This is a genomic window from Pseudomonas sp. IT-P260 (genome assembly GCF_949768395.1).
Taxonomy (GTDB): domain Bacteria; phylum Pseudomonadota; class Gammaproteobacteria; order Pseudomonadales; family Pseudomonadaceae; genus Aquipseudomonas; species Aquipseudomonas parakoreensis.
On the sequence record NZ_CATKPO010000022.1, the window covers coordinates 186,570 to 210,679 of the forward strand.

Below are 24,110 nucleotides of genomic sequence, written 5' to 3' on the forward strand. Positions count from 1 at the left end.
CGCGCCGACCAATGCTACAGAATGCCTGCCGTTGCGGCACAACCGCTTTGTCAGGCTTTTATTGCAAAGTGTGTTGCTCGATGAATTCCATCGGCTGCAATCCTTCGCGGCTTACCAGTCGATTCAACTCGACCCGGGGCAAACGAACGGCCAGCAGGCAGATGCCTTCTTCGTCGTGTTCTTCTTTCTGTACAGCGCCGAGTTCGAAGAACTGCGCACGCAGTCGAGCGAACCGTTGCGGCAAGCGCAATGTGCCCACAAACAAATCACTGCCCAGCAACTCGGCAATGGCTTGCTCAAGCAATTCCAGACCCGTGCCATCACGCGCTGACAGCCAGACCCGTTGTGGCTTGCCATCGGCATCGCGCTGGATCTGTGGCTCAACGCCTTCAAGCAAATCGAGTTTGTTGTATACCTCGAGGATCGGCAAGTCCTGCGCCCCGATCTCGCCCAGCACCACCATCACCTGCTCGATCTGCAACATGCGATCCGGCTCGGCCGCGTCGATCACGTGCAACAGCAGGTCGGAGTTGCTCGACTCTTCGAGCGTAGACCGAAATGCCTCGACCAGCTTGTGCGGCAAGTGCCGAATGAATCCTACGGTGTCCGCGAGAACAATCGGTCCCAGGTCGTCCAGTTCCAGACGACGCAGGGTCGGGTCCAGCGTGGCGAACAACTGGTCGGCCGCGTACACCTCGGATTTGGTCACGTTATTGAACAGCGTGGATTTGCCGGCGTTGGTATAGCCCACCAGAGACACGGTAGGGATATCCGCACGGGAGCGGCCGCGTCGCGATTGCTCGCGCTGGCTGCGCACTTTTTCCAGACGACCCTTGATCTGACGCAGACGTACCCGCAGCAGACGCCGGTCGGTTTCGAGCTGGGTTTCACCCGGGCCGCGCATGCCGATACCGCCACCCTGACGCTCAAGGTGAGTCCAGCCGCGAACCAGGCGAGTGCTCATGTGATCAAGCTGGGCCAGTTCGACCTGGAGCTTGCCTTCATGGGTACGCGCGCGCTGGGCGAAGATATCGAGAATCAGACCGGTACGGTCGATCACGCGACACTCGAAAACACGTTCGAGGTTACGTTCCTGACTGGGCGTGAGAATGTGATTGAAAATCACCAGATCGGCCTTCTCGGCATGGACCAGGTCGCGTAACTCTTCGACCTTGCCGCTGCCAATCAGGAATTTGGCGGTTGGCCGATGACGCGGTACGTTAAAAAACGCAACGGTCTCGGCGCCCGCCGAATTAGCCAATTCCTGAAACTCCTGCGGATCTTCGCGCGCCTCAGGGTCCTGACCTTCCAAGTGAACGAGGATGACTCGCTCACCACCACCGTGGCGCTCAAAGAACAAAGGAGACTCCTATCAGGCGTTACCTGGCTCAGCGTCACCTGCATCGGATTCGGTTGCGCTAGGCAGACGAATTGGACGTACTGGCACGACTGTCGAGATAGCGTGTTTGTAAACCATCTGGCTGACGGTGTTTTTCAGCAGGATAACGAACTGGTCGAACGACTCGATCGTGCCTTGCAGTTTGATACCGTTGACCAGGTAGATGGAAACCCCAACTTTCTCTTTACGTAAAGTATTCAAGTAAGGGTCTTGTAGCGAATGCCCTTTTGACATGTGCCGCACTCCTTTAAGGATTCAATAATAAAAATAGGTAATTCAGATGGCTTTGGCCGCCACACCCCCAAGGATAGACGGCAATTGCAAGGACTCAGCTCAATATGGAGATGGTCCCAAGGTATTTCAAGGCGCGTGGCAGATTGTCGCAATCAAGACTGTCCAGCCAGTGCAGTTCTTCCCAGCTGCGCAGCCAGGTGAACTGGCGCTTGGCCAATTGACGCGTGGCAATGATGCCGCGTTCCTGCATTTCAGCTAACGACAGCTTGCCATCCAGGTAGTCCCAGACTTGGCGGTAGCCTACCGCACGTATAGACGGCAACCCGACATGCAGGTCACTTCTTTTACGCAGGGCTACGACCTCGTCGATGAATCCCTGTTCCAGCATATTTGTGAATCTTTGTTTAATGCGTTCGTGCAGTACCTGGCGATTTGCCGGAGCAATGGCCAAGTTCGCGACAGTATAGGGCAATTGTTGCCGTCCCGAAGCGGCTGCTTCAGTACTTTGCACAGATTGTTGCTGACGCAGGGCGGTCATGCTCTGGCCACTGACCCGATAAACCTCCAGCGCCCGACTCAGGCGCTGCGGATCGTTCGGGTGAATGCGTGCCGCCGACACCGGATCGATGATCGCCAGCTGCTCGTGCAGGGCTTGCCAGCCAAGGCGCGCAGCCTCTTCTTCGATCTGTGCGCGGACTTCGGGATCAGCCGCCGGCATGTCTGCCAGACCTTCAACCAACGCCTTGTAATAGAGCATGGTGCCGCCGACCAGCAGCGGAATTTTCCCGCGCGCGGTGATCTCGGCCATGGCTTGCAGGGCATCGCGACGAAAATCCGCAGCCGAATAGGCTTCAGCCGGATCGAGAATATCGATCAGCCGGTGCGGAAACTCGGCCAGCAATTCTTTGGAAGGCTTGGCGGTGCCGATGTCCATGCCGCGATAGACCAGCGCCGAGTCGACGCTGATCAGCTCGCACGGCAGGACCTTGGTCAGCTCGATGGCCAGGTCGGTCTTGCCCGCAGCGGTCGGGCCCATCAGGAAAATCGCTGGAGGGAGCTGGCTCATCAACGACCGCGCAGGAACAGTTTGTCCAGATCGTCCAGGCCCAGTTGGGTCCAGGTCGGTCGGCCATGGTTGCATTGACCGCTGCGCTCGGTGTTTTCCATGTCGCGCAGCAGGCCGTTCATTTCTGGCAGGGCCAGGCGCCGGTTGGCGCGGATCGCACCGTGGCAGGCCATGGTCCCGAGCAGTTCGTTCAGGTGTGCCTGAATCCGGTCGCTGGTGCCGTATTCCATCAGGTCCGACAACACGTCACCCACCAGCCGGTTGGCCTCGGCCTGCTTGAGCAGCGCCGGAATCTGCCGGATCGCCAACGTTTCCGGGCCCAGACGCTGCAGCTCGAAGCCCAGCTTCTGGAACCATGCAGCGTGCTCTTCGGCGCAATCGGCTTCACGCTGACTGACCGCCAGCGACTCCGGCACCAGCAGCGGCTGGCCACTGAGGCCTTCGCTGGCCATGGCGATCTTCAGGCGTTCGTACATGATCCGTTCGTGCGCGGCATGCATATCCACCAACACCAGACCCTGGGCGTTCTCGGACAGGATGTAGATGCCCTTGAGCTGCGCCAGTGCGTAACCAAGCGGCGGAATATCTTCCTGACCGGCCGGCAGCGCGTTGGCATTCGCTTCCGGCAACGGCGCGAAGAACTCGCGGTAAGCGGCTTGAGCCTCGGCGGCCGGCGGCATCGCCGACTGCGGACGTGGCGTGTACTGATACTGATAAGCGCCGCCAGCGCTGGCACCCGAAGATGTGCTGAACGCCGGTTGCGCCTGCGGTTGCTCGAGCAGCGCATTGGCTGCCAGACGCATTTCACCCTGTGGGCCGAACTCACCGGCCTCGATGCCCGTTGGCCGAACGACAGCGGTCGTCACGGAACCGGCCAATTGATCCTCGGGACGCACATCGCCCAGCGCACGGTGCAGCGTGCCGTAAAGGAAGTCATGCACCATGCGCCCGTCACGGAAGCGCACTTCGTGCTTGGTCGGGTGCACGTTGACGTCCACCGCCGCCGGATCAACCTCGAAAAACAGCGCAAACGTCGGATGACGACCGTTGAACAGCACATCGCGATAAGCCTGACGCACCGCGTGCGCCACCAGTTTGTCGCGTACCGCACGGCCGTTCACAAAAAAATACTGCAAGTCCGCCTGACTGCGGTTGAAAGTCGGCAACCCGACCCAGCCCCACAGGTGCAAGCCGTTGCGCTCGATCTCGATCGGCAGCGCCTGCTCCAAAAAGCCCGAACCGCAGATCGCCGCCACACGCCGGGCGCGGGCCGCATCATCGTGGGCCTCGTGCAGGCTGAGGATGGTCTTGCCGTTATGGCGCAGATGGAAGGCGACGTCGAAACGCGCCAGCGCCAGACGTTTGATCACTTCTTGCAGGTGATCGAATTCGGTTTTTTCGGTCTTGAGAAACTTGCGCCGCGCCGGCGTGTTGAAGAACAGGTCGCGCACTTCCACCGAGGTACCGACCGGATGCGCTGCCGGCTGTACCCGAGGCGTCATGTCGCGGCCTTCGGTTTCGACCTGCCACGCCTGATCGGCATCGCGGGTGCGCGAGGTCAGGGTCAGGCGCGCCACGGAACTGATCGACGCCAGTGCTTCACCACGGAAGCCCAGGCTCATCACCTGCTCCAGATCTTCGAGGTTGCGAATCTTGCTGGTGGCGTGACGGGCCAGCGCCAGCGGCAGGTCGTCGGCGGAAATGCCGCTGCCGTCGTCACGCACCCGCAGCAACTTGACACCGCCCTGCTCGACATCGACGTCGATGCGCCTGGCACCGGAGTCGAGGCTGTTTTCCAGCAACTCCTTGATCACCGAAGCCGGGCGTTCGACCACCTCACCGGCGGCGATCTGGTTCGCCAGCCGTGGGCTGAGCAGTTCAATGCGCGCGGCGTTCAACACCTGGTTCATTCTTTGGACGCCAGTTCGGTGCCAGGGATGGTCAGGTGCTGACCGACCTTCAGTTCATCACTGCTGAGGTTGTTGGCGCTGCGCAGCGTCGCGGGGGATACCTGATAACGCACCGCAATCATCGCCAGCGTCTCGCCCGGGCTTACGCGGTGATCACGCGGGCCTTGGGCGATCTTGCCGGAGTCACGCAGCCAGGCGATGTAGGTGCCCGGTGGCGGGTTCTGCTGGAAGAACTGGCGCACGCCGCTGCTGATCGAGCGGGCCAGCGCCTGCTGGTGGCTCGATGCCGAGAGTTTGTTCGCTTCGTTGGCGTTGGAGATAAATCCGGTTTCAACGAGGATCGACGGGATGTCCGGCGACTTCAGCACCATGAACCCGGCCTGCTCCACGCGCTGCTTGTGCAGCGGCGTCACGCGGCCGATGTTGGTCAGGACTTTCTGGCCGACGTTGAGGCTGGAAGTCAGCGAGGCGGTCATCGACAGGTCGAGCAACACACCGGCGAGCATGCGGTCCTTGTCGTCGAGGCTGACGTTGCCGGCACCACCGATCAGGTCGGAACGGTTTTCGCTGTCGGCCAGCCAACGGGCGGTCTCCGATGTCGCGCCGCGATCGGACAGGGCAAACACCGAGGCGCCGAAGGCTGCCGCGGACGGCGCGGCGTCGGCGTGGATCGAAACGAACAGGTCGGCGCCCTTCTTGCGAGCAATTTCGGTACGGCCGCGCAACGGGATGAAGTAGTCGCCGGTACGGGTCAGCTCGGCGCGGAAACCTTTCATGCCGTTGACCTGACGCTGCAGCTCGCGGGCGATCTGCAGCACCACGTCTTTCTCACGCTGGCCGCGCGAGCCGGACGCACCCGGGTCTTCGCCGCCGTGGCCGGCGTCGATCACCACAATGATGTCGCGCTTGCCGGCCGGGGCCGGTGGCAACTTGATCGCTGGTTCCGACGGTGTGACCGGCACGGCCGGCACGGTGGCGACCGATGGCGTCGGGGCTGGCGGCGGCGCCGCATCGGCCGGGTTATCGAACAGGTCGACCACCAGACGGTTACCGTATTGCGCGTTCGGCGCCAGCGAGAAACTCTTCGGGGTGACGGCTTTTTTCAGGTCGATGACCACCCGCAGGTCGGTCGGCGTACGCTGGGCCGAACGCATCGCGGTGATTGGCGTGTTGGCGGTCGAGACTTTCAGCGGCGCACCCAGGGTGGCGCCATTGATGTCGATCACCAGCCGATCCGGTGCGGTCAGGGTGAAGACGCTGTGCTGCACCGGGCCGCTCAGGTCGAAGACCAGTCGCGTGTTGTCCGGCGCCCGCCACAGGCGCACGCTGTTGACCTTTGTCTCGGCCACAGCGTTGACGGTCACTGCCATCAACATCAGTCCAACGGCAGCCACCAACGCGCGAAAGCGCATACCTAACCCCATCATTTAATTGGATTCCAATGCCAAAGCGGCACACCAGGCCTCGCCACGCGAGCCCTGGGATAAAATTTTCAGCGAACGCCCGCTGTCTTGCGGGCTAATGGTAATGGTCAGGTCAGGCTTTGGCAAAAAGCCTGCACCTTTATCGGGCCACTCGATCAAGCACAGCGCGTCATCTTCGAAATAGTCGCGGATGCCGAGAAACTCCAGCTCTTCCGGATCGACCAGGCGATACAGGTCGAAGTGGAAGGCGCGCACGTCACCGATTTCGTAGGGCTCGACCAGGGTGAAGGTCGGACTCTTTACCGCGCCAACGTGCCCCAGGCCACGAATGATGCCCCGCGACAGAGTGGTTTTGCCCATGCCCAGGTTGCCTTCGAGAAAAATCAGGCCGTGGCCCCCGGTAACGCGGGCGATCCGTGCGCCAAAGTCGCTCATGGCCTGTTCATCGGCCAGGTACAGGGTTACTTCAGACACGGTGCATGCTCCTCCAACAACTGACGAATGACTGGAATCAGATCACTGGCCGCCAGCCCACGGCCGAATTTACCTTGTTGCGCACCGGCATTGGCGTGCAGCCAGACCGCCAGACACGCGGCGTCGAAGCCGTCCATGCCCTGCGCCAGCAGCGCCCCGATCAAGCCGGCGAGTACGTCGCCCAGGCCGGCGGTGGCCATGGCCGGATGGCCTTGATGACACAGCGCCAGACGCCCATCGGGGTGGGCGATCAGGCTGCCGGCGCCTTTCAGCACGACGACGGCCGAGTATTTTTTGCTCAACGCCCGCGCGGCGGCCGGACGATCTGCCTGCACCTCAGCGGTACTGACGCCCAACAGGCGCGCCGCCTCTCCCGGATGCGGGGTGATCACACAATCCTCAGGCAGGCTGACAAATCCGCTCGCCAGCAGGTTCAACGCGTCGGCGTCCCAAATTTGTGGCAGCGGCGCATTGGCGGCCGCCGACAACAGCGCCCGCCCCCAGCTCGCCTGCCCGAGACCCGGGCCAACCACCAGCACCGAAACCTTTTCCAGCAGCCCCATCAACTGATTGGCTGACGACGTGCCGAGCACCATGACTTCCGGCATCCGCGTCAGTGCTGCCGGGACATGTTCCGCACGGGTTGCCAGCGACACCATCCCGGCGCCACTACGCAGCGCACTTTCGCTGCTGAGCAGAATCGCCCCGCCAAAACCCTGATCGCCACCGATCAGCAGCAAATGCCCGAAGCGCCCTTTGTGTGCAGCGGGCGCACGCGGGGCCAATCGTGGAAGATTAGCCGCCGAGAGACGCACAGCGCTGGCAGGAACGTCACGGTAGACGTCGGCGGCGGCTTGCAGATCGTTAAACACCAACGCCCCGACCTGATCCGCCGCATCACCGGTGAACAGGCCGAGCTTCAAGCCGATAAAGGTCACGGTAAGGTCGGCGCGAACCGCAACGCCGAGAACATGCCCGGTATCGGCAGACAGTCCGGAAGGAATATCCACCGCCACCACCGGCAGGCCACTGGCATTGATTGCCTTGATCGCGGCGACATACGGCTCGCGCACATCGCCGGTCAGCCCGGTGCCGAGCAAGGCATCGACAATCACCCCAAGCAGCTCGCTGTGCGCAGTCCAGCCCTGCACGGCGACACCATCGTTGATGGCCTGCGCATAAGCCTGCGCCGCGTCGCCCTGCAAGCGTTGCGGATCACCGACGGCCAGCACCCGCACCGCCCACCCGGCACGGTGCGCCAGCGCGGCGATCAGAAAACCATCACCGGCGTTGTTGCCATGCCCGGCAAGCACAGTCATTTGGTTCGCCGCAGGCCACTGTCGCACCAATGCGCGCCAGGTCGCATGAGCGGCGCGCTGCATCAATTCTAAGCCCGGCGTACCCGCAGCGATCAGCCGCGCATCGAGTGCTCGCACCTGCGCGGCGCCATACAGCGCGTCGGGTAATTCATCTTTCGTGTGCGGCATGCGTCTTCGGGCTCCGATGTCTGGCAGAATTATACGCACCTCAGCTCCGGTTTCTCTCGCCTCATGTCCGCCATCACCACAGATCTGCCCGCCCTCGCCCAATCGATCAAGGATTGGGGCCGCGAGCTGGGCTTCCAGCAAGTCGGCATCAGCGGTCTGGACCTGGCCGAGCACGAGCAGCATCTGCAGCGCTGGCTCGCCGCCGGCTACCACGGCGAAATGGATTACATGGGCGCCCACGGCAGCAAACGCTCGCATCCGGAGGAACTGGTTCCCGGCACATTGCGTGTGGTTTCGCTGCGCATGGACTACCTGCCCGGCGACACCCAAATGGCGCAAATGCTGGCGCAACCGGAGAAAGCTTACGTCTCGCGTTATGCCTTGGGCCGCGATTACCACAAATTGATCCGTAAACGTGTGCAGCAATTGGCCGACAAGATTCAGTCGCAGATCGGCCCGTTCGGTTTCCGTGCCTTCGTCGACAGCGCCCCGGTGCTGGAAAAAGCCATCGCCGAGCAGGCCGGGCTGGGCTGGATCGGTAAAAATACGCTCGTGCTGAACCGCAAGGCCGGCAGCTATTTCTTCTTGAGTGAACTGTTTGTCGATCTGCCGCTGCCCGTGGACGAACCGCACAGCAGCGAACATTGCGGGCGCTGCACCGCGTGTCTGGACATCTGCCCGACCAACGCCTTCGTCGGCCCCTACGTGCTGGACGCTCGGCGCTGCATCTCGTACCTGACCATCGAACTGAAAAACGCCATCCCCGAAGACCTGCGCCCGCTGATCGGCAATCGCGTGTTCGGCTGCGACGATTGCCAGATTGTCTGCCCGTGGAACCGCTTCGCCCGACCGTCCGGAGAAAGCGATTTCAAGCCGCGGCACAACCTGGACAACGCCGAACTGGCGGAGCTGTTCCTGTGGGACGAGGACAAATTTCTCAGCAGCACCGAAGGCTCACCGCTGCGCCGCGCCGGTTACGAGCGCTGGTTGCGCAATCTGGCGGTCGGCCTGGGCAACGCGCCATCGAGCATTCCGGTACTGGAAGCCTTGAAGGCGCGCCGTGACTACCCGTCCGATCTAGTCCGCGAACACGTCGAGTGGGCGCTGAAACAACACGGTCAATTGTAGGAGCTGCCGCAGGCTGCGATCTTTTGACTTTGATATTTAAAAGACAAGATCAAAGGATCGCAGCCTGCGGCAGCTCCTACAGGGGAATGCATTAATGCTCGTCGTTATAGACAAACTTGGGCATTTCCCAATGGAAACGGATGGCCAGCAACCGCAGCAGAAAACCGCCGAACAAGGTGATCAGGATCGCCTGTTCGCTCGGCACATTCAGGTACAGGCAGAGCATGTAGCACCACGCGGCGGCGAACGAGACGCTGGCGTACAGTTCGCGGCGGAAGATCAGCGGGATGTCGTTGCAGAAAATGTCGCGCAGGATGCCGCCGAACACTCCAGTGATCACGCCGCTGACCGACGCCACCAGCATGCCGTGGCCCATTTCCAGCGCAGTCATGCAGCCAATCAGGGTGAACGCCACCAGGCCGACCGCGTCGAGCACCAGAAACAGTGAGCGCAGGTGACGCATCCAGCGCGCGGTGAACACGGTGAGCATTGCGGCGGCCGAGGTCAGCACCAGATATTCCGGGTGCTTGACCCACGTCAGCGGATAGTGCCCGAGCAACACATCACGCACCGAACCGCCACCCAGCGCCGTGACACAGGCGATCAGCACCACCCCGAACCAGTCCATGCCGCGCCGTCCGGCAGACAGCGCGCCGGTCATGGCTTCGGCGGTAATGGCGATCAGATAGAGCATCAGCAACATGGTGGCGGTCCTGGCAGGAAGGCGCGCAGTCTAGCCATTTCAGCGCCGCACCAGAAGGGGGCGGTAAGCGCCCCCTCAAAACCTGTGGCGAGGGGATTCATCCCCGATGGAGCGCGAAGCGCTCCCCGCTACAGTTTCACCAAGTGGCCCGGTGCAACATCAGAACTTGATGAAATGCTTGCGGTAGTGCTGCAGCTCGGCGATCGATTCGCGGATGTCGTCCAGTGCCAGGTGCGTGCTGCCCTTCTTGAAGCTGTCGCGCACGTCCGGTGCCCAGCGTGCGGCCAGCTCCTTGAGCGTCGACACGTCGAGGTTGCGGTAGTGGAAGTAGCTTTCCAGCCCTTTCATGTGGGTATAAAGGAAGCGCCGATCCTGGCAGATGCTGTTGCCGCAGATCGGCGACTTGCCTTTCGGCACCCACTTTTCCAGGAAGGCGATGGTCTCGGCCTCGGCTTCGGCCATGCTGATGCGGCTGTCGCGTACGCGCTGGGTCAGGCCCGAGTTGCCGTGAGTGCGGGTGTTCCACTCGTCCATGCGGGCGAGCACTTCGTCACTGTGGTGAATGGCGATCACCGGGCCTTCGGCCAAGGTGTTCAGGTCACTGTCGGTGACGATGGTGGCCATTTCGATGATGACGTCGTTTTCCGGATCCAGACCGGTCATTTCCAGGTCGATCCAGATCAGGTTCTGCGGGTTTTGCATATTCGGGCTCCTAGGCAATGCTGCGCAGTTTAGCCTAGGCCGGTGCCCGGGCGTGCTAAACTCGCGGCCGTTTTACCTAATCGCTGCATTCTTCAGACGGAACACCCATGGCCAAACGCCAACTCAATCGTCGTCAAAACTGGCGCATCGAAAAGATTCAGGGCGAGCGCGCCGCCCGCGCTGCCAAACGCGAGTCCTCGGCGGTCGAAGCCCTCGAGGGCGGCGATCTGGGGCCTGAGCAACACGGCCTGGTGATCGCCCACTTCGGGGTGCAGGTCGAGGTCGAGGCCGTGGACGGCGAACTGGCCGGTCAGGTATTCCGTTGCCACCTGCGCGCCAACCTGCCGGCGCTGGTGACCGGTGATCGGGTGGTCTGGCGCGCCGGCAACCAGGGCATCGGCGTGATCGTCGCGCAACTGCCGCGCACCACCGAGCTCTGCCGCCCGGACAGCCGTGGCCAGCTCAAACCGGTGGCGGCCAACGTCGACATGATCGTCATCGTCTTCGCGCCACTGCCCGAGCCGCACGCCAACCTGATCGACCGTTATCTGGTCGCAGCGGAACATGCCGGCATCCGCCCGTTGCTGCTGCTGAACAAATTCGACCTGATCGACGAGCAGAACGCCCCGGCGCTCAATGCCCTGCTGGCGGTGTACCGCACGCTGGGTTATCCGGTGCTGGAAGTGTCCGCACATCACGGCAATGGCATGGAACAGTTGCAGAAGCAGCTCGACGGGCGCATCAGCGTATTCGTCGGCCAGTCCGGCGTCGGCAAGTCATCGCTGGTCAACAGCCTGTTGCCGGAAGTCGAGACCCGCGTCGGCCCGTTGTCGGAGCTGTCCGGTCAGGGCACGCACACCACGACCACCGCGCGCCTGTTCCACTTCCCGGGCGGCGGCGAGCTGATCGACTCCCCGGGTATTCGTGAGTTCGGCCTGGGCCACGTCAGCCGCGCTGATGTCGAAGCCGGCTTCATCGAGTTCAACGACCTGCTCGGCACCTGCCGCTTTCGCGACTGCAAGCATGACCGCGAACCCGGCTGTGCACTGCTCAAAGCCCTGGAAGATGGCCGCGTGCAGCAGCAGCGGATGAACAGCTACCGCTCGATCATCGCCAGCCTGCCGGAAAACGGCTACTAAACACCTGCACCGGCAGTCCCTCGCCCGGGGGCTGCCGGATGTCGGATCACGCCTGACAAATCCCCGATTCCGTTAAACGTCAGACTCTTCTGACGGACCCGCCCGCACCTGTTTGCAGGACATTTCTCTTTCACCGCCCAGCCCTTGTAGGCCCGCGTCAGATGCCTAGATTGGGGTCCTCCTTCGCACCTTCGCGACCTTCGAGGAACCCCATGCAGACTTACCATTTGTTCATCAGCCATTCGTGGAACTACGCCCACGCCCACGACAATCTGGTACGCCTGCTCGGCGCCAGACCGGATTTCAGTTTCAAGAATTTTTCCGTGCCGCCGCACAACCCGATCATGGGCGCGCAGACCGACAAGCAGCTCGAAGAAGCCATCGAAAACAAGATCCGTCCGTGCTCGGCGGTGCTGATCATGGCCGGGATGTATTCGACCTACAGCAAGTGGATCAACAAGGAAATCGAGATCGCCAAACGCATGGGCAAAGTGATCATCGCGATCAAGCCGTTCGGCGCCGAGCGCATTTCCACTGTCGTGCGTGAGGCGGCTCACGCCGAGTGCGCATGGAACACCAACAGCATCGTCAGTGCGATTCGTCTGCACACGGCGGTGTAACCATGCGCAAAGGACTGTTTATCGGCATCAACCACTACGACCACGTCTCACCCTTGAGCGGCTGTAACAACGACGCCATGGCCATGGCGTCGGTGCTCGAGCGTCACGCCAACGGGCGACCGAACTTCAGCAGCAAAGTGCTGACTTCCGCCGAAGAAAAACTTACGCTCGGCCACATGAAACAGCAGATCCAGAGCCTGTTCTCAGGCGACTGTGACGTGGCACTGCTGTACTTCGCCGGCCATGGTCAGTTCGACACCAGCATCGACGAAGGACTCCTGATCCCCCAGGACTATCAGCCTGGTGGAGACGGGATCCGCATCAGCGACATTCTGGAATGGGCCGACAAGGCCCCGCACATCAAGAACAAAATCATCATTCTCGATTGCTGCCAGGCCGGCGCAGCAGGCGCCATGCGCAATCTGCGTGGCGGCAGCAGTGTGATCGGCGAAGGCGTGACCATTCTCACGGCCTGCAAAAAAGAACAGTACGCCCTGGAAAGTCGCGGTCATGGCGTCTTCACGGATCTGTTGCTGCAAGCGCTGCACGGTGGCGCAGCCAACGTACTCGGCAAGGTCACCCCCGGTAGCGTTTATTCGTTTGTCGACAATGCGCTGGGCGCCTGGGAACAGCGCCCGGTGTTCAAGACCAATGTCTCGCAGTTCGTGCCGCTGCGCGAAGTCGCGCCGCTGATTGCCGAGGAAACCCTGCGCAAACTCAAAGACTGGTTCCCCGAGCCAAGTTTCGTCTTCCGGCTCGATCCCAGCTACGAGCCCACCGAAGCGCTGTTCGACCCCGAGCACGGCGACATCTTCAAGCAACTGCAAATGTGCAACCGCCACAGCCTGATCGAACCGGTGGATGCCGAACACATGTACTACGCCGCGCTTCACTCCACCGGCTGCCGCCTCACGGCGCTCGGCGCCTATTACCGCGAACTCGCCTTAAAAGGACACTTCTGATGCCCGTATTCATCAGCTACCGCCACATCGATCGTCCGCAAGCCATGGCGATCAATGCCCAATTGATGCAGGCCAACATCAAGACCTACCTCGACGTACTCGACCCGGAATCGCAGACCACCGACGACATCACCGGGGTGATCACCCGCAACATCACCGAGTGCACGCACCTGCTGGCGGTGGTTTCGGAGAAAACCGCACTGTCGTGGTGGGTGCCGTTCGAAATCGGCGAAGCGACGATCAGCAACCGGCGGATCTGCTCGTTCCGCACCGGACAAGCGCAGTTGCCGGAGTATCTGGACAAGTGGCCGAAGCTGAGCACAGCCAGTGATCTGAATTTCTTCATCGATGCCTATCGTGAAGAAGTGTCGAGCAAGCGTTCGATGACGCTGGATTCGAGCAACGAATCCTTCAGCGGCACCTATAAGCGCAATGCCGATCTGTTCCATGAACAACTGAAAAACCGGATTCGGCGCGGTTTCTGAGGCCAATCGACAGCCACAAAAAAGCCGACATCACTGTCGGCTTTTTTGTCGGTCACTGCTTCGGCGCGGGAGCCGGTGCAGCGGCTGGCGGAGCTGTTGGCGCTGGCGCCGCAGCCCCCGGCGCGGCCGGTTTCGGTGCGGCGTCGTCGAACAGGTTCAAGCGTTCGCGCAACTCGTGGGCCGGCACCGGTTGCTGGTCTGCCGGCAACGCGTTCGGATCGACCGGCGTCGCCGGAGCGGCGCCATTCTGACCTTCGGCGGCTGGCTTGGCCGCGTCGGCACCCTGCGAGCCTTCGATGGCTGCTTGCGCTTTTTTGGTCAGGACCACGATGTCGATGCGGCGGTTGACCGGGTTGAACGGGTTTTCCTTGTCGAACAGCGCCGACGAGGCATAACCGACGACCCGCGCCACCTGCGAATCCGGATAGCTGCCTGCCACCAGCGCACGCCGCGCGGCGTTGGCACGGTTGGCCGAGAGCTCCCAGTTACCGAAATCACCGGTGCCGGTGTACGGCTTGGCATCGGTGTGACCGCTGATGCTGATCTTGTTCGGCACCGCTTTGATGGTGTCGGCCATGGCCAGCAGGATGTCTTCGAAGTACGGCTTCAGACGTGCCGAGCCCGAGTCGAACATCGGCCGGTTTTCCGCGTCCATGATCTGGATGCGCAGGCCGTTCGGGGTGATCTCGAACAGGATCTGATCCTTGAACTTCTGCAGCTGCGGGTTCTCGTCGACCTTGTTCTGCAGTTCCTGCAGCAACAGTTCCAGGCGTTCTTTCTCGACCTGCTCGGCCATGCCTTCGACCTGCTCGGTGTCGACCGTGACCTTGTCCGGTTGCGGCTGCGATTTCACTTCAGGGTTGAGGGTATTTTCCGGCGCCAGGGTCGGCGTGCCGCCCAGATCAATGATGTACGGCGTGCCACTTTCGGAGAAGCCGACCGGATCCTTGAAGTAACCGGCGATGGCGATCTTCTGCTCAGGCGTTGCGGTGGACAGCAACCACAACACCAGGAAGAACGCCATCATCGCCGTGGCGAAGTCGGCGAAGGCGATTTTCCACGCCCCGCCGTGGTGCCCACCGGCTATGCGCTTGACGCGCTTGATGATTATCGGCTGATTATTTTCCATGGCTTAGCGACCGCGAACGGCTTGTTCCAGCTCGGCGAAGCTTGGACGGTGCGCCGGGTACAGAACCTTGCGCCCGAACTCCACCGCCAGCGATGGCGGCATGCCGGAAGCCGACGCCACCAGCGAAGCCTTGATGGCTTCATAGACGTTCAGCTCTTCCTTGGCATCGTGGGCCAGGGAATGCGCCAACGGGCCGAAGAAGCCGTAGGCCGCGAGAATACCGAAGAAGGTACCGACCAGAGCCGCACCCACGTGCAGACCGATGGATTTCTGATCGCCTTCGCCCAGGGACGCCATGGTCACCACGATACCCAGTACCGCCGCGACGATACCGAAACCGGGCATGGCGTCGGCGATGCCGTTCACCGCATGGGACGGGTGCTCAAGGTCTTCCTTGAGGCTGTAGAGCTCCATGTCGAACAGGCCTTCCAGCTCATGCGGAGCCATGTTGCCGGAGGACATGATGCGCAGGTAATCGCAGATGAACGCGGTCATGCGTTCGTCTTTGAGCACGGCCGGGTACTTGGCGAAGATCGGGCTCGCGGCAGCGTCTTCGATGTCGCCTTCGATGGCCATCATGCCTTCGCGGCGGCTCTTGTTGAGGATCTCGTAGATCAGGCCCAGCACTTCCAGATAGAACGTGTGGCTGAAGCGCGAACTGAACATGCTCAGGGATTTCTTGAGCACGTGCATCGTCATGTAACCGGGGTTGGCCTGGAGGAATGCACCGAGGGCCGCACCACCGATGATCATCACCTCGAAGGGCTGGATCAGGGCGGCAATTTTGCCGTGGGAGAGCACGTATCCGCCGAGCACGCTCGCGAATACGACGATGATGCCGATAATTTTAGCCATAGGTAGAAAGTACTTACTTAAGTCGGGTTCAAGGTCATATTCGGAAGTTAAAAAATCTCTTCTTCTACTTATCGGCAAAACTGCGCCAGACTATAGCCAGTTCAGGCGAAAAGCCAATTTAGCCCATGCCGGGCGCGTCTACAGTCAGTGAAGATCCCGTCCAGACATGGCTAATGAAACGAACGTCCCACACGTAAAACCGACCACCCTCGAAGGCTGGGTCAAGCTGCTCGACAGCGTCCGGCTGCCCGTGCCGCAAGAGGCTCACGACAAGGTGTGCCGCGCGATCCGTGACAACCGCAGTTCGCTGCGCGACATCGCCGACCTGATGCAGGACAGCCCGGCACTGGCCTTGAGCATCATCCGTGAGGCGAATCGTCACACCCACGGCACCCTGGCCGCACCGGCGGAAAATCTCGAGGTGGCGATCAACCGTCTGGGCCTGGCGCGTACCGAAGAATTGCTCGCGCGCCTGCCGGTCGAACCGCAGCTGCAGATCCCCAAGGCCCTGCGCCAGTTGCAAATGATCAGCCAGCACGCCACACAACAGGCCAACGGTTTTTTCGCCAGTCGCCTCGCGCGTCTGTGGCAGGACATTCATTGGGGCAGCCTGTTGTTTCTGTCACCATTATGGCCGCTGGCGCTGACGTTTCCCGAGTTGCTCGAAGAGTGGGAGCTGCGGGTGATCCACAAGGGCGAATCGGCGCTGGTGGTCGAGAAGCAATTGTTTGGCATCCGCCTGCTGAAGATCGCCGAAGCACTGGTACAGGTCTGGCACCTGCCGATCTGGGTGCAGCAGGGCTATAAACTGCTGCTCAGCGAACAGCGCGAACTGGTGAAAGTGCTGCGTATCGCCCGCGACAGCGAGCATCCGCTGCGCCAGCAGAATCGCCTCGATGACGATCCGACTTTGCGCCGCTGGCTCAATCAACCGGCCAACACCGTATTGCTGGCCAACGGTCTGGCGCTGTCGGCGCAACAGGCCTGGGACAGTCCGCACAGCGAGCGCTGGCAGTACCTGACCAGCCTTTATCTGCAAATCTCGATGGATGAAGTGCAGCAGCAGTTGCACCAGCAAGCCGCCAACAGTGCGCGCCAGCATGCCATGCCCGATCTGTGGCACCCGGCCGTTTCATTATTGTGGCCGTGGGGTACCCATCGCTTGCCGGCCGGGATGCTGCCAGCGGCCGCGCCGAATGCCGAGGACCTGACGCAATGGCGCCGACAATGCGCCGAACTGCTGGCCGAGCCGAGCCGTTTCACCAATGCCATGAGCCTGACCGTCGCCGCCCGCGATGCGCTGGTCGCCAGCGGCATGCGTCGGGTGATGATTCTGATGGCCGACCGCACGCAGTCCAATCTGCGCGTACACCAGACCTTCGGTTTGCCGAAGGAAGCCGCCGCGCTGAATTTTGTCGTCAGTCAGAGCAAAGTCCTGCAGCGGCTACTCGCGCAGCAGGCACAAGTGCGGATCAACCCCGAGAACAACGCACAGTTTTCCGCATTGTTGCCGCCGGGCCTGCGTTCGCTGTTCCGTGGCGAGCACCTGTTCCTGCGTTCACTGGTCAATAACGGCCGGGTGATCATGATCGTCGTGGCCGATCAGGGCGGCGGGCCATTCGCCGACATCACCGTGCAGGCATTCGGCAAAACTGCACAATGCATCGAGAAAGCCCTGCACAGCTTTAGCAGCCGTGGCCGATGAGGCTGCGCTACAATCCCCCCCTTTGTGCTCTGGAGACCTCACATGTCTGACTTCTCTGGCTTGCCGCTCGTCATCGAGCCGAGCGACCTGCTCCCGCGTCTCGATTCCCCTGAACTGATTCTGGTGGATCTGACCAGCCCTGCCCGCTATGCCGAAGGTCATCTTCCCGGCGCACGCTTTGTCGACCCGAAACGCACCCAGCTCGGCCAGCCGCCGGCGCCGGGACTGCTGCCGGCCAAAGCCGATCTGGAGGCGTTGTTCGGTGAGCTGGGGCATCGCCAGGATGCGGTCTACGTGGTCTACGACGACGAGGGCGGCGGTTGGGCCGGACGTTTCATCTGGCTCCTGGATGTGATCGGTCACGACAAATACCACTATGTCGACGGCGGTCTGCCGGCGTGGCTGGAAGCGGGCATGCCGATGTCGATCCAGGTGCCGCCTGCGGTGGGCGGCCCGGTGGCGCTGACCCTGCACGAAGGGCCGACCGCCACTCGCGAATACCTGCAAAGCCGTCTCGGCGCCGCCGATCTGGCGATCTGGGATGCGCGCGGACCGCTGGAGTTTTCGGGCGAGAAGGTGCTGGCCGCCAAAGGCGGACACATCCCCGGCGCGGTGAACTTCGAGTGGACCGCCGGCATGGACAAGGCGCGTCAGCTGCGGATCCGCACGGACATGCCGCAGATCCTCGAAGACCTCGGGATCACCAAGGACAAAGAAATCATTACCCACTGCCAGACCCATCACCGGTCGGGCTTCACTTATCTGGTGGCCAAGTCCCTCGGTTATCCGCGGGTCAAGGGCTACGCCGGTTCCTGGGGCGAATGGGGCAACCACCCTGATACGCCTGTCGAGATTCAAGGTTCTAAGGACAACTAATGAAAGAGCGTCTGTTTATCCTCAGCCAGTACCTGCTGCCTCATCACCTGCTGTCGCGTCTGGCCGGCTGCATTGCCGAGTGCCGCGTGCGCTGGTTCAAGAATGCCTTCACCCAGTGGTTCGCCAAGCGTTATCAGGTGGACATGTCGCAAGCGCTGGTCGAAGACCTGACCGCCTACGAGCACTTCAACGCGTTCTTCACCCGTGCCCTGAAAGACGGCGCGCGTCCACTGGACCAGACCCCGGGCGCGATCCTCAGCCCGGCCGACGGTGCGGTCAGCCAGCTCGGCCCGATCGAACACGGTCGCGTGTTCCAGGCCAAGGGCCACAGCTTCAGCGTGCTGGAACTGCTCGGCGGTGATGCGGCGAATGCCGCACCGTTCATGGGCGGCGACTTCGCCACCATTTACCTGTCGCCGAAGGATTACCACCGCGTGCACATGCCGCTGGCCGGCACCCTGCGCGAAATGGTCTACATCCCGGGCCGGATTTTCTCGGTCAACCAGACCACTGCGGAAAACGTGCCGGAACTGTTCGCCCGCAACGAACGTGTGGCGTGCATTTTCGACACCGAGCGCGGACCGATGGCTGTGGTGCTGGTGGGCGCGATGATCGTCGCTTCGATTGAAACCGTATGGGCCGGTCTGGTGACCCCGCCGAAGCGCGAGCTGAAAACCTTCCGCTACGACGAAGCTGCCCGTGCGCCGATTCATCTGGAAAAAGGTGCTGAACTGGGACGCTTCAAGCTGGGTTCGACCGCGATCGTGCTGTTTGGCCCGGACCAAGTGAAATGGGCTGAAGAGTTGGTCGCCGGTTCGCCAGTACAAATGGGCCAGGCTCTGGCACTGCCAAACGCCTGATACATCGGCGCCCCCTGTAGGAGCTGCCGAAGGCTGCGATCTTTTGACTTTGTTTTTAAAAACCAGGATCAAAAGATCGCAGCCTGCGGCAGCTCCCACCGGTTGAAGGCCGACATGCTCATTTGCTGCTATGGTTTTTGGCATGAGCCAGACCATCTCCCCCCCGCTGCTGAGCGCTCCGATTCCCACGCAGTCGCGCCTGTCGTTCTGCGAAGCCACCCCGCGCGACCTCAAGCGCTGGATCGCCGGCCTGCCCAAGGCGAACATCGGCGAAACCGCCCGCCAGTTGTACCAAGGCCTGGGCGAACTCAATCAATTGCTGACCCCTAGTGACAATCGCTTGCAACTGCTGGAGCTGTTGCGTCCCGAGGTGTATTTCGTCTGTCAGCATCTGGAGCGGCACTTCCTGCATCAGGCGATCATGCTCGATGACCGTTCGCGCAAGATCAGCAACCTGTGTCAGGCACTGCAAAGTCAGTTGGCCATCGGTTACAAACAGATCGTGCTGCGCATCGTGCCCAAATACCACAAGGATCGTGCGGCGCTGGTCAGTCAGGCCCTGCAACGCGCTGCGCATGCGCTCAAGGGACAACTGCTGCGCGCCGCGCAGCTGTATAGCCCGGCGCCGGAACAACTGTGGTTCGAGCTGCATCAGTTGTATCGCTGCGCCTGCGGCTTGCAACTGCAACAGCGTCGGGTGCACGACGACCTGGCGAGCCTGACCACCGAGCTGAGCCTGGAGCAGACCTACATCGCCACGCTGCTGCTGGGCAGCGCTCGTTGCAATCAACTGCGGCAGAACCAGATCGCCCGACTGGCTGAGGTGCTGGAGCCGTGGAGCGCCCTGCTCAGACTGCATCCCGGCAGCCCGGACGACGGGCTGTTCGCCATCAGCGCCGATCTGGACACCGGCCCGCGCTACCGCAGCATGTTTCGCCAAGAACAACAGGGCACACTGCTCGGCATCAATCCGCAGCCGCTGGTGAATGTCATCGAAGCGCATTTGCTGCATCAGGAAACATCGACGCCGCTGCCCGTCCCGTCGGGACTGAGCGTCGACACCCTGCAGCATCTGCACGCCAGTTGGGGCCAGACCGCCGAGCGCAGTTTTCAGCGCACCCCCGGCCAGGGCAACCTGACCGTGTGCGTAGGCATGAGCGCCCTGCACTTCTATTTGGGAGGCGAACGCACTTTCAGTGAGTTGCTCAAGCATCCCGGCGCCCGCGCGGCGAACTTCAGCCGCGCGGTGGCCAAGGGCGAAAAAGACAGTTGGAGCCAGGCGTTCGACGCCGCCCCGCAAAACAGCGCTGATGAATTTCTGCCGTACGAAGAGATTCAGTACGACCATATCGGCGAAGACGACAGCACAGCCGACCACACTCCGCACTACCCGACTTACACCTTGCCGGTGATCAACCATAGCCCCGGAGGTTATTGCCTGGGCTGGCCGAACGAGGTGCCCGCCGAGTTGCAGGCCGGGGAGATGGTCGGGATTCAGGACAGTTCGAATCAAGGCTGGAGCATTGCGGTGGTGCGCTGGATTCGTCAGGTACGCGGTGGCGGACCGCAAATGGGCATTGAGCTGGTGGCGCCGCACGCCGAGCCCTGCGGTTTGCAACTGGTGCGTTCGCGGGACGATCACAGCCACTACTTGCGAGGCCTGCTGCTGCCCGAGATCAGTGCCATCGACTTGCCCGCGACCTTGCTGGCCCCGCGCCTGCCGTTTCAGGAAGGCAATAAAGTGCTGATCAACACCCATGGCGAAGAACACCGCGCCGGGCTGGATCGACGAGTGGCGAGCACGCACAGTTTCAATCAGTTTGCCTATCGCTCGCTGGAGGCCGCACGCAATGGCGGGGGCGAGGAGGATTTCGACTCGTTGTGGAAATCGCTTTGAAAGCAAAAGATCGCAGCCTGCGGCAACTCCTACAGGAAAACGCGTATTCCAGTGTAGGAGCTGCCGAAGGCTGCGATCTTTTGATCTTTAATTACAACTGCCCGTCGCGATCGCGAAAGCCCAGCAGATACAGCACGCCATCCAGCCCCAGCGTGGAGATCGCCTGTTTGGCCGACTGCTTGACCAGCGGCTTGGCGCGGAATGCCACACCCAGACCGGCAATCGCCAGCATCGGCAGGTCATTCGCACCGTCGCCCACGGCGATGGTCTGCTCCAGACGCAAGCCTTCCTTGTGCGCCAGTTCTTTCAGCAGATCCGCCTTGCGCTGCGCATCGACGATCGGCTCGATCGCCACGCCAGTGCACTTGCCGTCGACCACTTCCAGTTCGTTGGCGAACACGTAGTCGATGCCGAGTTTGGCCTGCAACTGTTTGGCGAAGTACGTGAAGCCGCCGGACAGGATCGCGGTCTTGTAGCCCAGGCGTTTGAGCTCGGCGAACAGGGTTTCGGCACCTTCAGTCAGGCGCAGCGAGGCGCCAATCGAATCCAGTACGCTGACATCCAGGCCCTTGAGCAACGCCAGGCGTTCTTTGAAGCTGGCGCGGAAGTCCAGTTCGCCCGCCATCGCCCGCTCGGTAATGGCCGAGACTTGCTCGCCGACACCGGCAGCCTTGGCCAGCTCATCGATGACTTCGGCTTCGATCAGGGTCGAGTCCATGTCGAACACCGCCAGACGCCGGTTGCGCCGGAACAGCGAGTCTTCCTGAAAGGCGATGTCGACGTTCAGCTCCTGGGCGACGCTAAGGAATTCGGCACGCAGCGCCTGCGGATCAGCCGCTTCGCCACGCACGGAGAACTCGATGCAGCCTTTGCCCTTGTCCGCCGGCGTGTCCAGCGGCATGCGACCCGACAGACGGTCGATATGGTCGATGTTCAAGCCATATTTGGCGGTAATCGAGCTGACCGCCTGCAATTGGCCGGCGGTCACTTTGCGGGTCAACAGGGTGACGATGTGGCGTTTCTTGCCCTGATTGCCCACCCATTGCTGGTAGTCCTCTTCGGACACCGGGGTGAAACGCACCTGCTGGTCGAGCTCGTAGCCCTTGAACAGGATGTCCTTGAGCACGGCTTTGCCTTGCTCGGAGTCGGGAATCTCGACCAGGATGCCGAACGACAGGGTGTCGTGGATCACCGCCTGACCAATGTCGAGAATGTTCACACCACCTTGTGCCAGAACGCCAGTAATGGCCGCAGTCAGACCCGGACGGTCGACTCCCGTGATGTTAATCAGGACGATTTCGCGCAACGCGCACCCCCGCAACTGGAAAAAAACCGCATTCTACCCACTTTCAGTGACCATCGGGCACCGCGAGCGCTTTGCCGGTCTAGGGCCTGTCGCTATACTGCGCGTCAACTTCACGGACAAAAGAGCCGAGCTCAGTGAACCGGCCCACGCCAGTTAAAACCGATAACTTCTTCCTGCTGATCTTCCGTGCACTGCGTCATCGCCGTGTGCCGATTGCATTGCGCATTGCCAGCCATAACGTGATCCTGGTCGCTCTGGCCCTGGTGATCTATGCCGGGGTGATGGGCTTGCAGTTCAAGCAGGCCATGCACGAGCAGGCCGACGCGCTGGGCGAAAGCCTGACCACGCAGACTGCCACCTCCGCCACTGAGCTGTTGGTGTCCAACGACATCCTCAGCCTCAACGTGCTGCTCAACAACCTGACCAAGAACAAGCTGGTGGCCCACGCGGCCATCTATAGCGTGGACAACCGCATCCTCGCCGAATCCGGTCAGCGCCCCAAGCACAGCCTGTTGGGCGAAGCCGAAGGCATGTACGAGAGCAAGATCACCTTCCAGGACGTGACCGCCGGGCAACTGCGCATCAGCCTGGACATGGATCAGTTTCAGCAGCCGATGACCATCAGTCTGCAGAGCATGGGCATTCTCAGTGCGATCCTGTTGGCGCTGTCGCTGGCCCTGAGTCTGCGCATGGGCCGCTATCTGTCGACGCCCCTGCTGCAATTGCGCGTCTGGCTGCGCAACATCGACGAATACACCCCGGGCACCGACCGTCAGGACGAGATCGGCGATCTGGCGCGTCAGCTGCACGCCAACTTCGCCCCAGAGCCTGCGCCCAAACCCGAGCCCGAGCCGGAACCCGAGTTCGAAGAAGAGGATGAGCCAGAGTTCGAAGTGCGCAACCTGCGCGATCCGAGCTTTGACGAAACCCGCCCGATGGCTGCACAAAAACCTGCACCGCGCCATGTGGTCAGCACCGTTGAAGACGATGAAGACGACGACGCTTTTGCTGACCTGCGCGACGAATCGCTGGATGCAGCGCCGCAACCGATCACGCGCAAGGCCACGCCTAGCGTGCCCCAACACAGCGCGGTACTGGCCGTGCAACTGGGCTCGCAGGAACAACTGCGGCGCCTGCCGCGTGCCCGTCTGGAAGAGTTGCTGGAGCGCTACCGCGATTGCCTCGATCAGGCCGCTTCGCTGTATCAGGGCGAAATCGAAACCCTGAACGATGGCAGCACACTGATGCTGTTCCACACCGAAGACAGCGGTGACGACTACCTGACCAATGCGATCTGCTGCGGTGAATTGCTGCGGGCGCTGGGCCATCAATTGCAGATCGAAGTCGCCGACAGCGGCATCACCCTGCAATTGCAGTTGGGCCTGACCCTGGGTGAAGACCTGTTCGGTCTGAGCCAGATCGACCTGCTGCTGACCGATTCGGCCCAGGATGCCCTGGCCCTGTCGCAGCACAGCCGCAACCTGCTGCTGGTCGAGCGCAAGATCGGTGATGACGCGCTGATTCGCCAGCGTGCGCGGATCCGTCCGATCGCCAGCCCTGAGGGGGCCTGCTGTGTCGAGCGCTTGATGGAGCCGTATCCGTCGATGCTCGAGCGGCAACTGGCGCGGATGCATGAGCGCCGGGCGTAAGCCTTAGGCCAGATGCACAGAAGCCCGCAGACGAGTGATTATCTGCGGGCTTTTTTGTGGCCTGTTGAAAAGATCGCAGCCTGCGGCAGCTCCTACAGTG

At 61.7% G+C, this 24,110-nt stretch carries 22 protein-coding genes; 10 read left to right on the plus strand and 12 right to left on the minus strand.

Going from position 1 to position 24,110, the window contains the following annotated elements; translation table 11 throughout:
• Positions 1 to 58: 58 nt before the first annotated feature.
• The 7 genes from hflX to ACM6HV_RS11670 all read right to left on the minus strand — a co-directional run bounded on the left by hflX (position 59) and on the right by ACM6HV_RS11670 (position 7,994).
• Positions 59 to 1,360, minus strand: coding sequence for a ribosome rescue GTPase HflX (gene hflX / locus ACM6HV_RS11640; RefSeq protein WP_003221114.1), 1,302 nt, complete (start codon positions 1,358 to 1,360; stop codon positions 59 to 61).
• Between the two features lie 12 nt (positions 1,361 to 1,372).
• Positions 1,373 to 1,633 carry an RNA chaperone Hfq gene (gene hfq, locus ACM6HV_RS11645; protein WP_003221112.1) on the minus strand — a complete coding sequence of 87 codons (261 nt, stop codon included), beginning with the start codon at positions 1,631 to 1,633 and terminating at the stop codon, positions 1,373 to 1,375.
• A 94-nt stretch (positions 1,634 to 1,727) separates the two neighbouring features.
• Positions 1,728 to 2,699 carry a tRNA (adenosine(37)-N6)-dimethylallyltransferase MiaA gene (gene miaA, locus ACM6HV_RS11650; protein WP_414904470.1) on the minus strand — a complete coding sequence of 324 codons (972 nt, stop codon included), beginning with the start codon at positions 2,697 to 2,699 and terminating at the stop codon, positions 1,728 to 1,730.
• Positions 2,699 to 4,600: a DNA mismatch repair endonuclease MutL gene (mutL, locus tag ACM6HV_RS11655; protein ID WP_414904471.1), complete on the minus strand. Its 1,902-nt coding sequence runs from the start codon at positions 4,598 to 4,600 to the stop codon at positions 2,699 to 2,701. The genes miaA and mutL overlap by 1 nt, the downstream gene beginning before the upstream one ends.
• A 5-nt stretch (positions 4,601 to 4,605) precedes the next feature.
• Positions 4,606 to 5,985, minus strand: coding sequence for an N-acetylmuramoyl-L-alanine amidase (locus tag ACM6HV_RS11660; RefSeq protein WP_373557748.1), 1,380 nt, complete (start codon positions 5,983 to 5,985; stop codon positions 4,606 to 4,608).
• A gap of 51 nt (positions 5,986 to 6,036) precedes the next feature.
• Positions 6,037 to 6,507: a tRNA (adenosine(37)-N6)-threonylcarbamoyltransferase complex ATPase subunit type 1 TsaE gene (gene tsaE / locus ACM6HV_RS11665; protein ID WP_145596101.1), complete on the minus strand. Its 471-nt coding sequence runs from the start codon at positions 6,505 to 6,507 to the stop codon at positions 6,037 to 6,039.
• On the minus strand, positions 6,495 to 7,994 hold the full coding sequence (locus ACM6HV_RS11670; protein ID WP_414904249.1) for an NAD(P)H-hydrate dehydratase: 1,500 nt from the start codon (positions 7,992 to 7,994) through the stop codon (positions 6,495 to 6,497). Before ACM6HV_RS11670 ends, tsaE begins: the two co-directional genes overlap by 13 nt.
• A 63-nt stretch (positions 7,995 to 8,057) precedes the next feature.
• Here ACM6HV_RS11670 and queG point away from each other — a divergent pair, with 63 nt between their 5' ends.
• Positions 8,058 to 9,122 carry a tRNA epoxyqueuosine(34) reductase QueG gene (queG, locus tag ACM6HV_RS11675; protein WP_414904250.1) on the plus strand — a complete coding sequence of 355 codons (1,065 nt, stop codon included), beginning with the start codon at positions 8,058 to 8,060 and terminating at the stop codon, positions 9,120 to 9,122.
• A gap of 91 nt (positions 9,123 to 9,213) precedes the next feature.
• On the opposite strand, the gene ACM6HV_RS11680 is transcribed toward queG, so the two are convergent.
• On the minus strand, positions 9,214 to 9,825 hold the full coding sequence (locus tag ACM6HV_RS11680) for a trimeric intracellular cation channel family protein (RefSeq protein ID WP_047290974.1): 612 nt from the start codon (positions 9,823 to 9,825) through the stop codon (positions 9,214 to 9,216).
• Positions 9,826 to 9,984: 159 nt separating this feature from the next.
• Positions 9,985 to 10,527: an oligoribonuclease gene (gene orn / locus ACM6HV_RS11685; protein WP_025110157.1), complete on the minus strand. Its 543-nt coding sequence runs from the start codon at positions 10,525 to 10,527 to the stop codon at positions 9,985 to 9,987.
• Positions 10,528 to 10,634: 107 nt separating this feature from the next.
• On the opposite strand from orn, the gene rsgA reads away from it, so the two are divergent.
• The 4 genes from rsgA to ACM6HV_RS11705 all read left to right on the plus strand — a co-directional run bounded on the left by rsgA (position 10,635) and on the right by ACM6HV_RS11705 (position 13,733).
• On the plus strand, positions 10,635 to 11,666 hold the full coding sequence (rsgA, locus tag ACM6HV_RS11690; protein ID WP_039766628.1) for a small ribosomal subunit biogenesis GTPase RsgA: 1,032 nt from the start codon (positions 10,635 to 10,637) through the stop codon (positions 11,664 to 11,666).
• A gap of 212 nt (positions 11,667 to 11,878) precedes the next feature.
• Positions 11,879 to 12,286 carry a TIR domain-containing protein gene (locus ACM6HV_RS11695; RefSeq protein ID WP_041065719.1) on the plus strand — a complete coding sequence of 136 codons (408 nt, stop codon included), beginning with the start codon at positions 11,879 to 11,881 and terminating at the stop codon, positions 12,284 to 12,286.
• 2 nt (positions 12,287 to 12,288) lie between these two features.
• Positions 12,289 to 13,248, plus strand: coding sequence for a caspase family protein (locus ACM6HV_RS11700; protein ID WP_414904251.1), 960 nt, complete (start codon positions 12,289 to 12,291; stop codon positions 13,246 to 13,248).
• Positions 13,248 to 13,733: a toll/interleukin-1 receptor domain-containing protein gene (locus tag ACM6HV_RS11705; RefSeq protein WP_222016999.1), complete on the plus strand. Its 486-nt coding sequence runs from the start codon at positions 13,248 to 13,250 to the stop codon at positions 13,731 to 13,733. Before ACM6HV_RS11700 ends, ACM6HV_RS11705 begins: the two co-directional genes overlap by 1 nt.
• Before the next feature lie 52 nt (positions 13,734 to 13,785).
• On the opposite strand, the gene motB is transcribed toward ACM6HV_RS11705, so the two are convergent.
• Together motB and motA are read right to left on the minus strand one after the other, a co-directional pair.
• Positions 13,786 to 14,862: a flagellar motor protein MotB gene (gene motB, locus ACM6HV_RS11710; RefSeq protein ID WP_007967412.1), complete on the minus strand. Its 1,077-nt coding sequence runs from the start codon at positions 14,860 to 14,862 to the stop codon at positions 13,786 to 13,788.
• Between the two features lie 3 nt (positions 14,863 to 14,865).
• On the minus strand, positions 14,866 to 15,717 hold the full coding sequence (gene motA / locus ACM6HV_RS11715; RefSeq protein ID WP_007952169.1) for a flagellar motor stator protein MotA: 852 nt from the start codon (positions 15,715 to 15,717) through the stop codon (positions 14,866 to 14,868).
• A 166-nt stretch (positions 15,718 to 15,883) separates the two neighbouring features.
• Between motA and ACM6HV_RS11720 the strand changes: the two genes are divergently transcribed.
• The 4 genes from ACM6HV_RS11720 to ACM6HV_RS11735 all read left to right on the plus strand — a co-directional run bounded on the left by ACM6HV_RS11720 (position 15,884) and on the right by ACM6HV_RS11735 (position 21,055).
• Positions 15,884 to 17,422, plus strand: coding sequence for an HDOD domain-containing protein (locus ACM6HV_RS11720; RefSeq protein WP_414904252.1), 1,539 nt, complete (start codon positions 15,884 to 15,886; stop codon positions 17,420 to 17,422).
• A gap of 42 nt (positions 17,423 to 17,464) precedes the next feature.
• Entirely contained in the window at positions 17,465 to 18,298 is an 834-nt protein-coding gene (rhdA, locus tag ACM6HV_RS11725) for a thiosulfate sulfurtransferase (protein WP_414904253.1), read from the plus strand.
• Positions 18,298 to 19,158 carry an archaetidylserine decarboxylase gene (gene asd, locus ACM6HV_RS11730; protein ID WP_041065746.1) on the plus strand — a complete coding sequence of 287 codons (861 nt, stop codon included), beginning with the start codon at positions 18,298 to 18,300 and terminating at the stop codon, positions 19,156 to 19,158. The genes rhdA and asd overlap by 1 nt, the downstream gene beginning before the upstream one ends.
• Positions 19,159 to 19,300: 142 nt before the next feature.
• Positions 19,301 to 21,055 carry a molecular chaperone gene (locus ACM6HV_RS11735; protein WP_414904254.1) on the plus strand — a complete coding sequence of 585 codons (1,755 nt, stop codon included), beginning with the start codon at positions 19,301 to 19,303 and terminating at the stop codon, positions 21,053 to 21,055.
• Between the two features lie 91 nt (positions 21,056 to 21,146).
• On the opposite strand, the gene serB is transcribed toward ACM6HV_RS11735, so the two are convergent.
• Entirely contained in the window at positions 21,147 to 22,361 is a 1,215-nt protein-coding gene (serB, locus tag ACM6HV_RS11740; protein ID WP_007967407.1) for a phosphoserine phosphatase SerB, read from the minus strand.
• Between the two features lie 134 nt (positions 22,362 to 22,495).
• Between serB and ACM6HV_RS11745 the strand changes: the two genes are divergently transcribed.
• Positions 22,496 to 24,010: an AhpA/YtjB family protein gene (locus ACM6HV_RS11745; protein ID WP_145596082.1), complete on the plus strand. Its 1,515-nt coding sequence runs from the start codon at positions 22,496 to 22,498 to the stop codon at positions 24,008 to 24,010.
• The last annotated feature ends 100 nt before the right edge of the window (positions 24,011 to 24,110 follow it).

Coding starts and splice junctions, on each gene's coding strand:
- ACM6HV_RS11735 (WP_414904254.1), top strand. CDS start 19,301: ATGAGCCAGACCATCTCCCCCCCGCTGCTGAGCGCTCCGATTCCCACG.
- asd (WP_041065746.1), top strand. CDS start 18,298: ATGAAAGAGCGTCTGTTTATCCTCAGCCAGTACCTGCTGCCTCATCAC.
- ACM6HV_RS11680 (WP_047290974.1), bottom strand. CDS start 9,825: ATGTTGCTGATGCTCTATCTGATCGCCATTACCGCCGAAGCCATGACC.
- ACM6HV_RS11660 (WP_373557748.1), bottom strand. CDS start 5,985: ATGTTGATGGCAGTGACCGTCAACGCTGTGGCCGAGACAAAGGTCAAC.
- motB (WP_007967412.1), bottom strand. CDS start 14,862: ATGGAAAATAATCAGCCGATAATCATCAAGCGCGTCAAGCGCATAGCC.
- ACM6HV_RS11720 (WP_414904252.1), top strand. CDS start 15,884: ATGGCTAATGAAACGAACGTCCCACACGTAAAACCGACCACCCTCGAA.
- rsgA (WP_039766628.1), top strand. CDS start 10,635: ATGGCCAAACGCCAACTCAATCGTCGTCAAAACTGGCGCATCGAAAAG.
- ACM6HV_RS11670 (WP_414904249.1), bottom strand. CDS start 7,994: ATGCCGCACACGAAAGATGAATTACCCGACGCGCTGTATGGCGCCGCG.
- miaA (WP_414904470.1), bottom strand. CDS start 2,699: ATGAGCCAGCTCCCTCCAGCGATTTTCCTGATGGGCCCGACCGCTGCG.
- ACM6HV_RS11705 (WP_222016999.1), top strand. CDS start 13,248: ATGCCCGTATTCATCAGCTACCGCCACATCGATCGTCCGCAAGCCATG.
- queG (WP_414904250.1), top strand. CDS start 8,058: ATGTCCGCCATCACCACAGATCTGCCCGCCCTCGCCCAATCGATCAAG.
- orn (WP_025110157.1), bottom strand. CDS start 10,527: ATGCAAAACCCGCAGAACCTGATCTGGATCGACCTGGAAATGACCGGT.
- ACM6HV_RS11700 (WP_414904251.1), top strand. CDS start 12,289: ATGCGCAAAGGACTGTTTATCGGCATCAACCACTACGACCACGTCTCA.
- hfq (WP_003221112.1), bottom strand. CDS start 1,633: ATGTCAAAAGGGCATTCGCTACAAGACCCTTACTTGAATACTTTACGT.
- ACM6HV_RS11695 (WP_041065719.1), top strand. CDS start 11,879: ATGCAGACTTACCATTTGTTCATCAGCCATTCGTGGAACTACGCCCAC.
- rhdA (WP_414904253.1), top strand. CDS start 17,465: ATGTCTGACTTCTCTGGCTTGCCGCTCGTCATCGAGCCGAGCGACCTG.
- motA (WP_007952169.1), bottom strand. CDS start 15,717: ATGGCTAAAATTATCGGCATCATCGTCGTATTCGCGAGCGTGCTCGGC.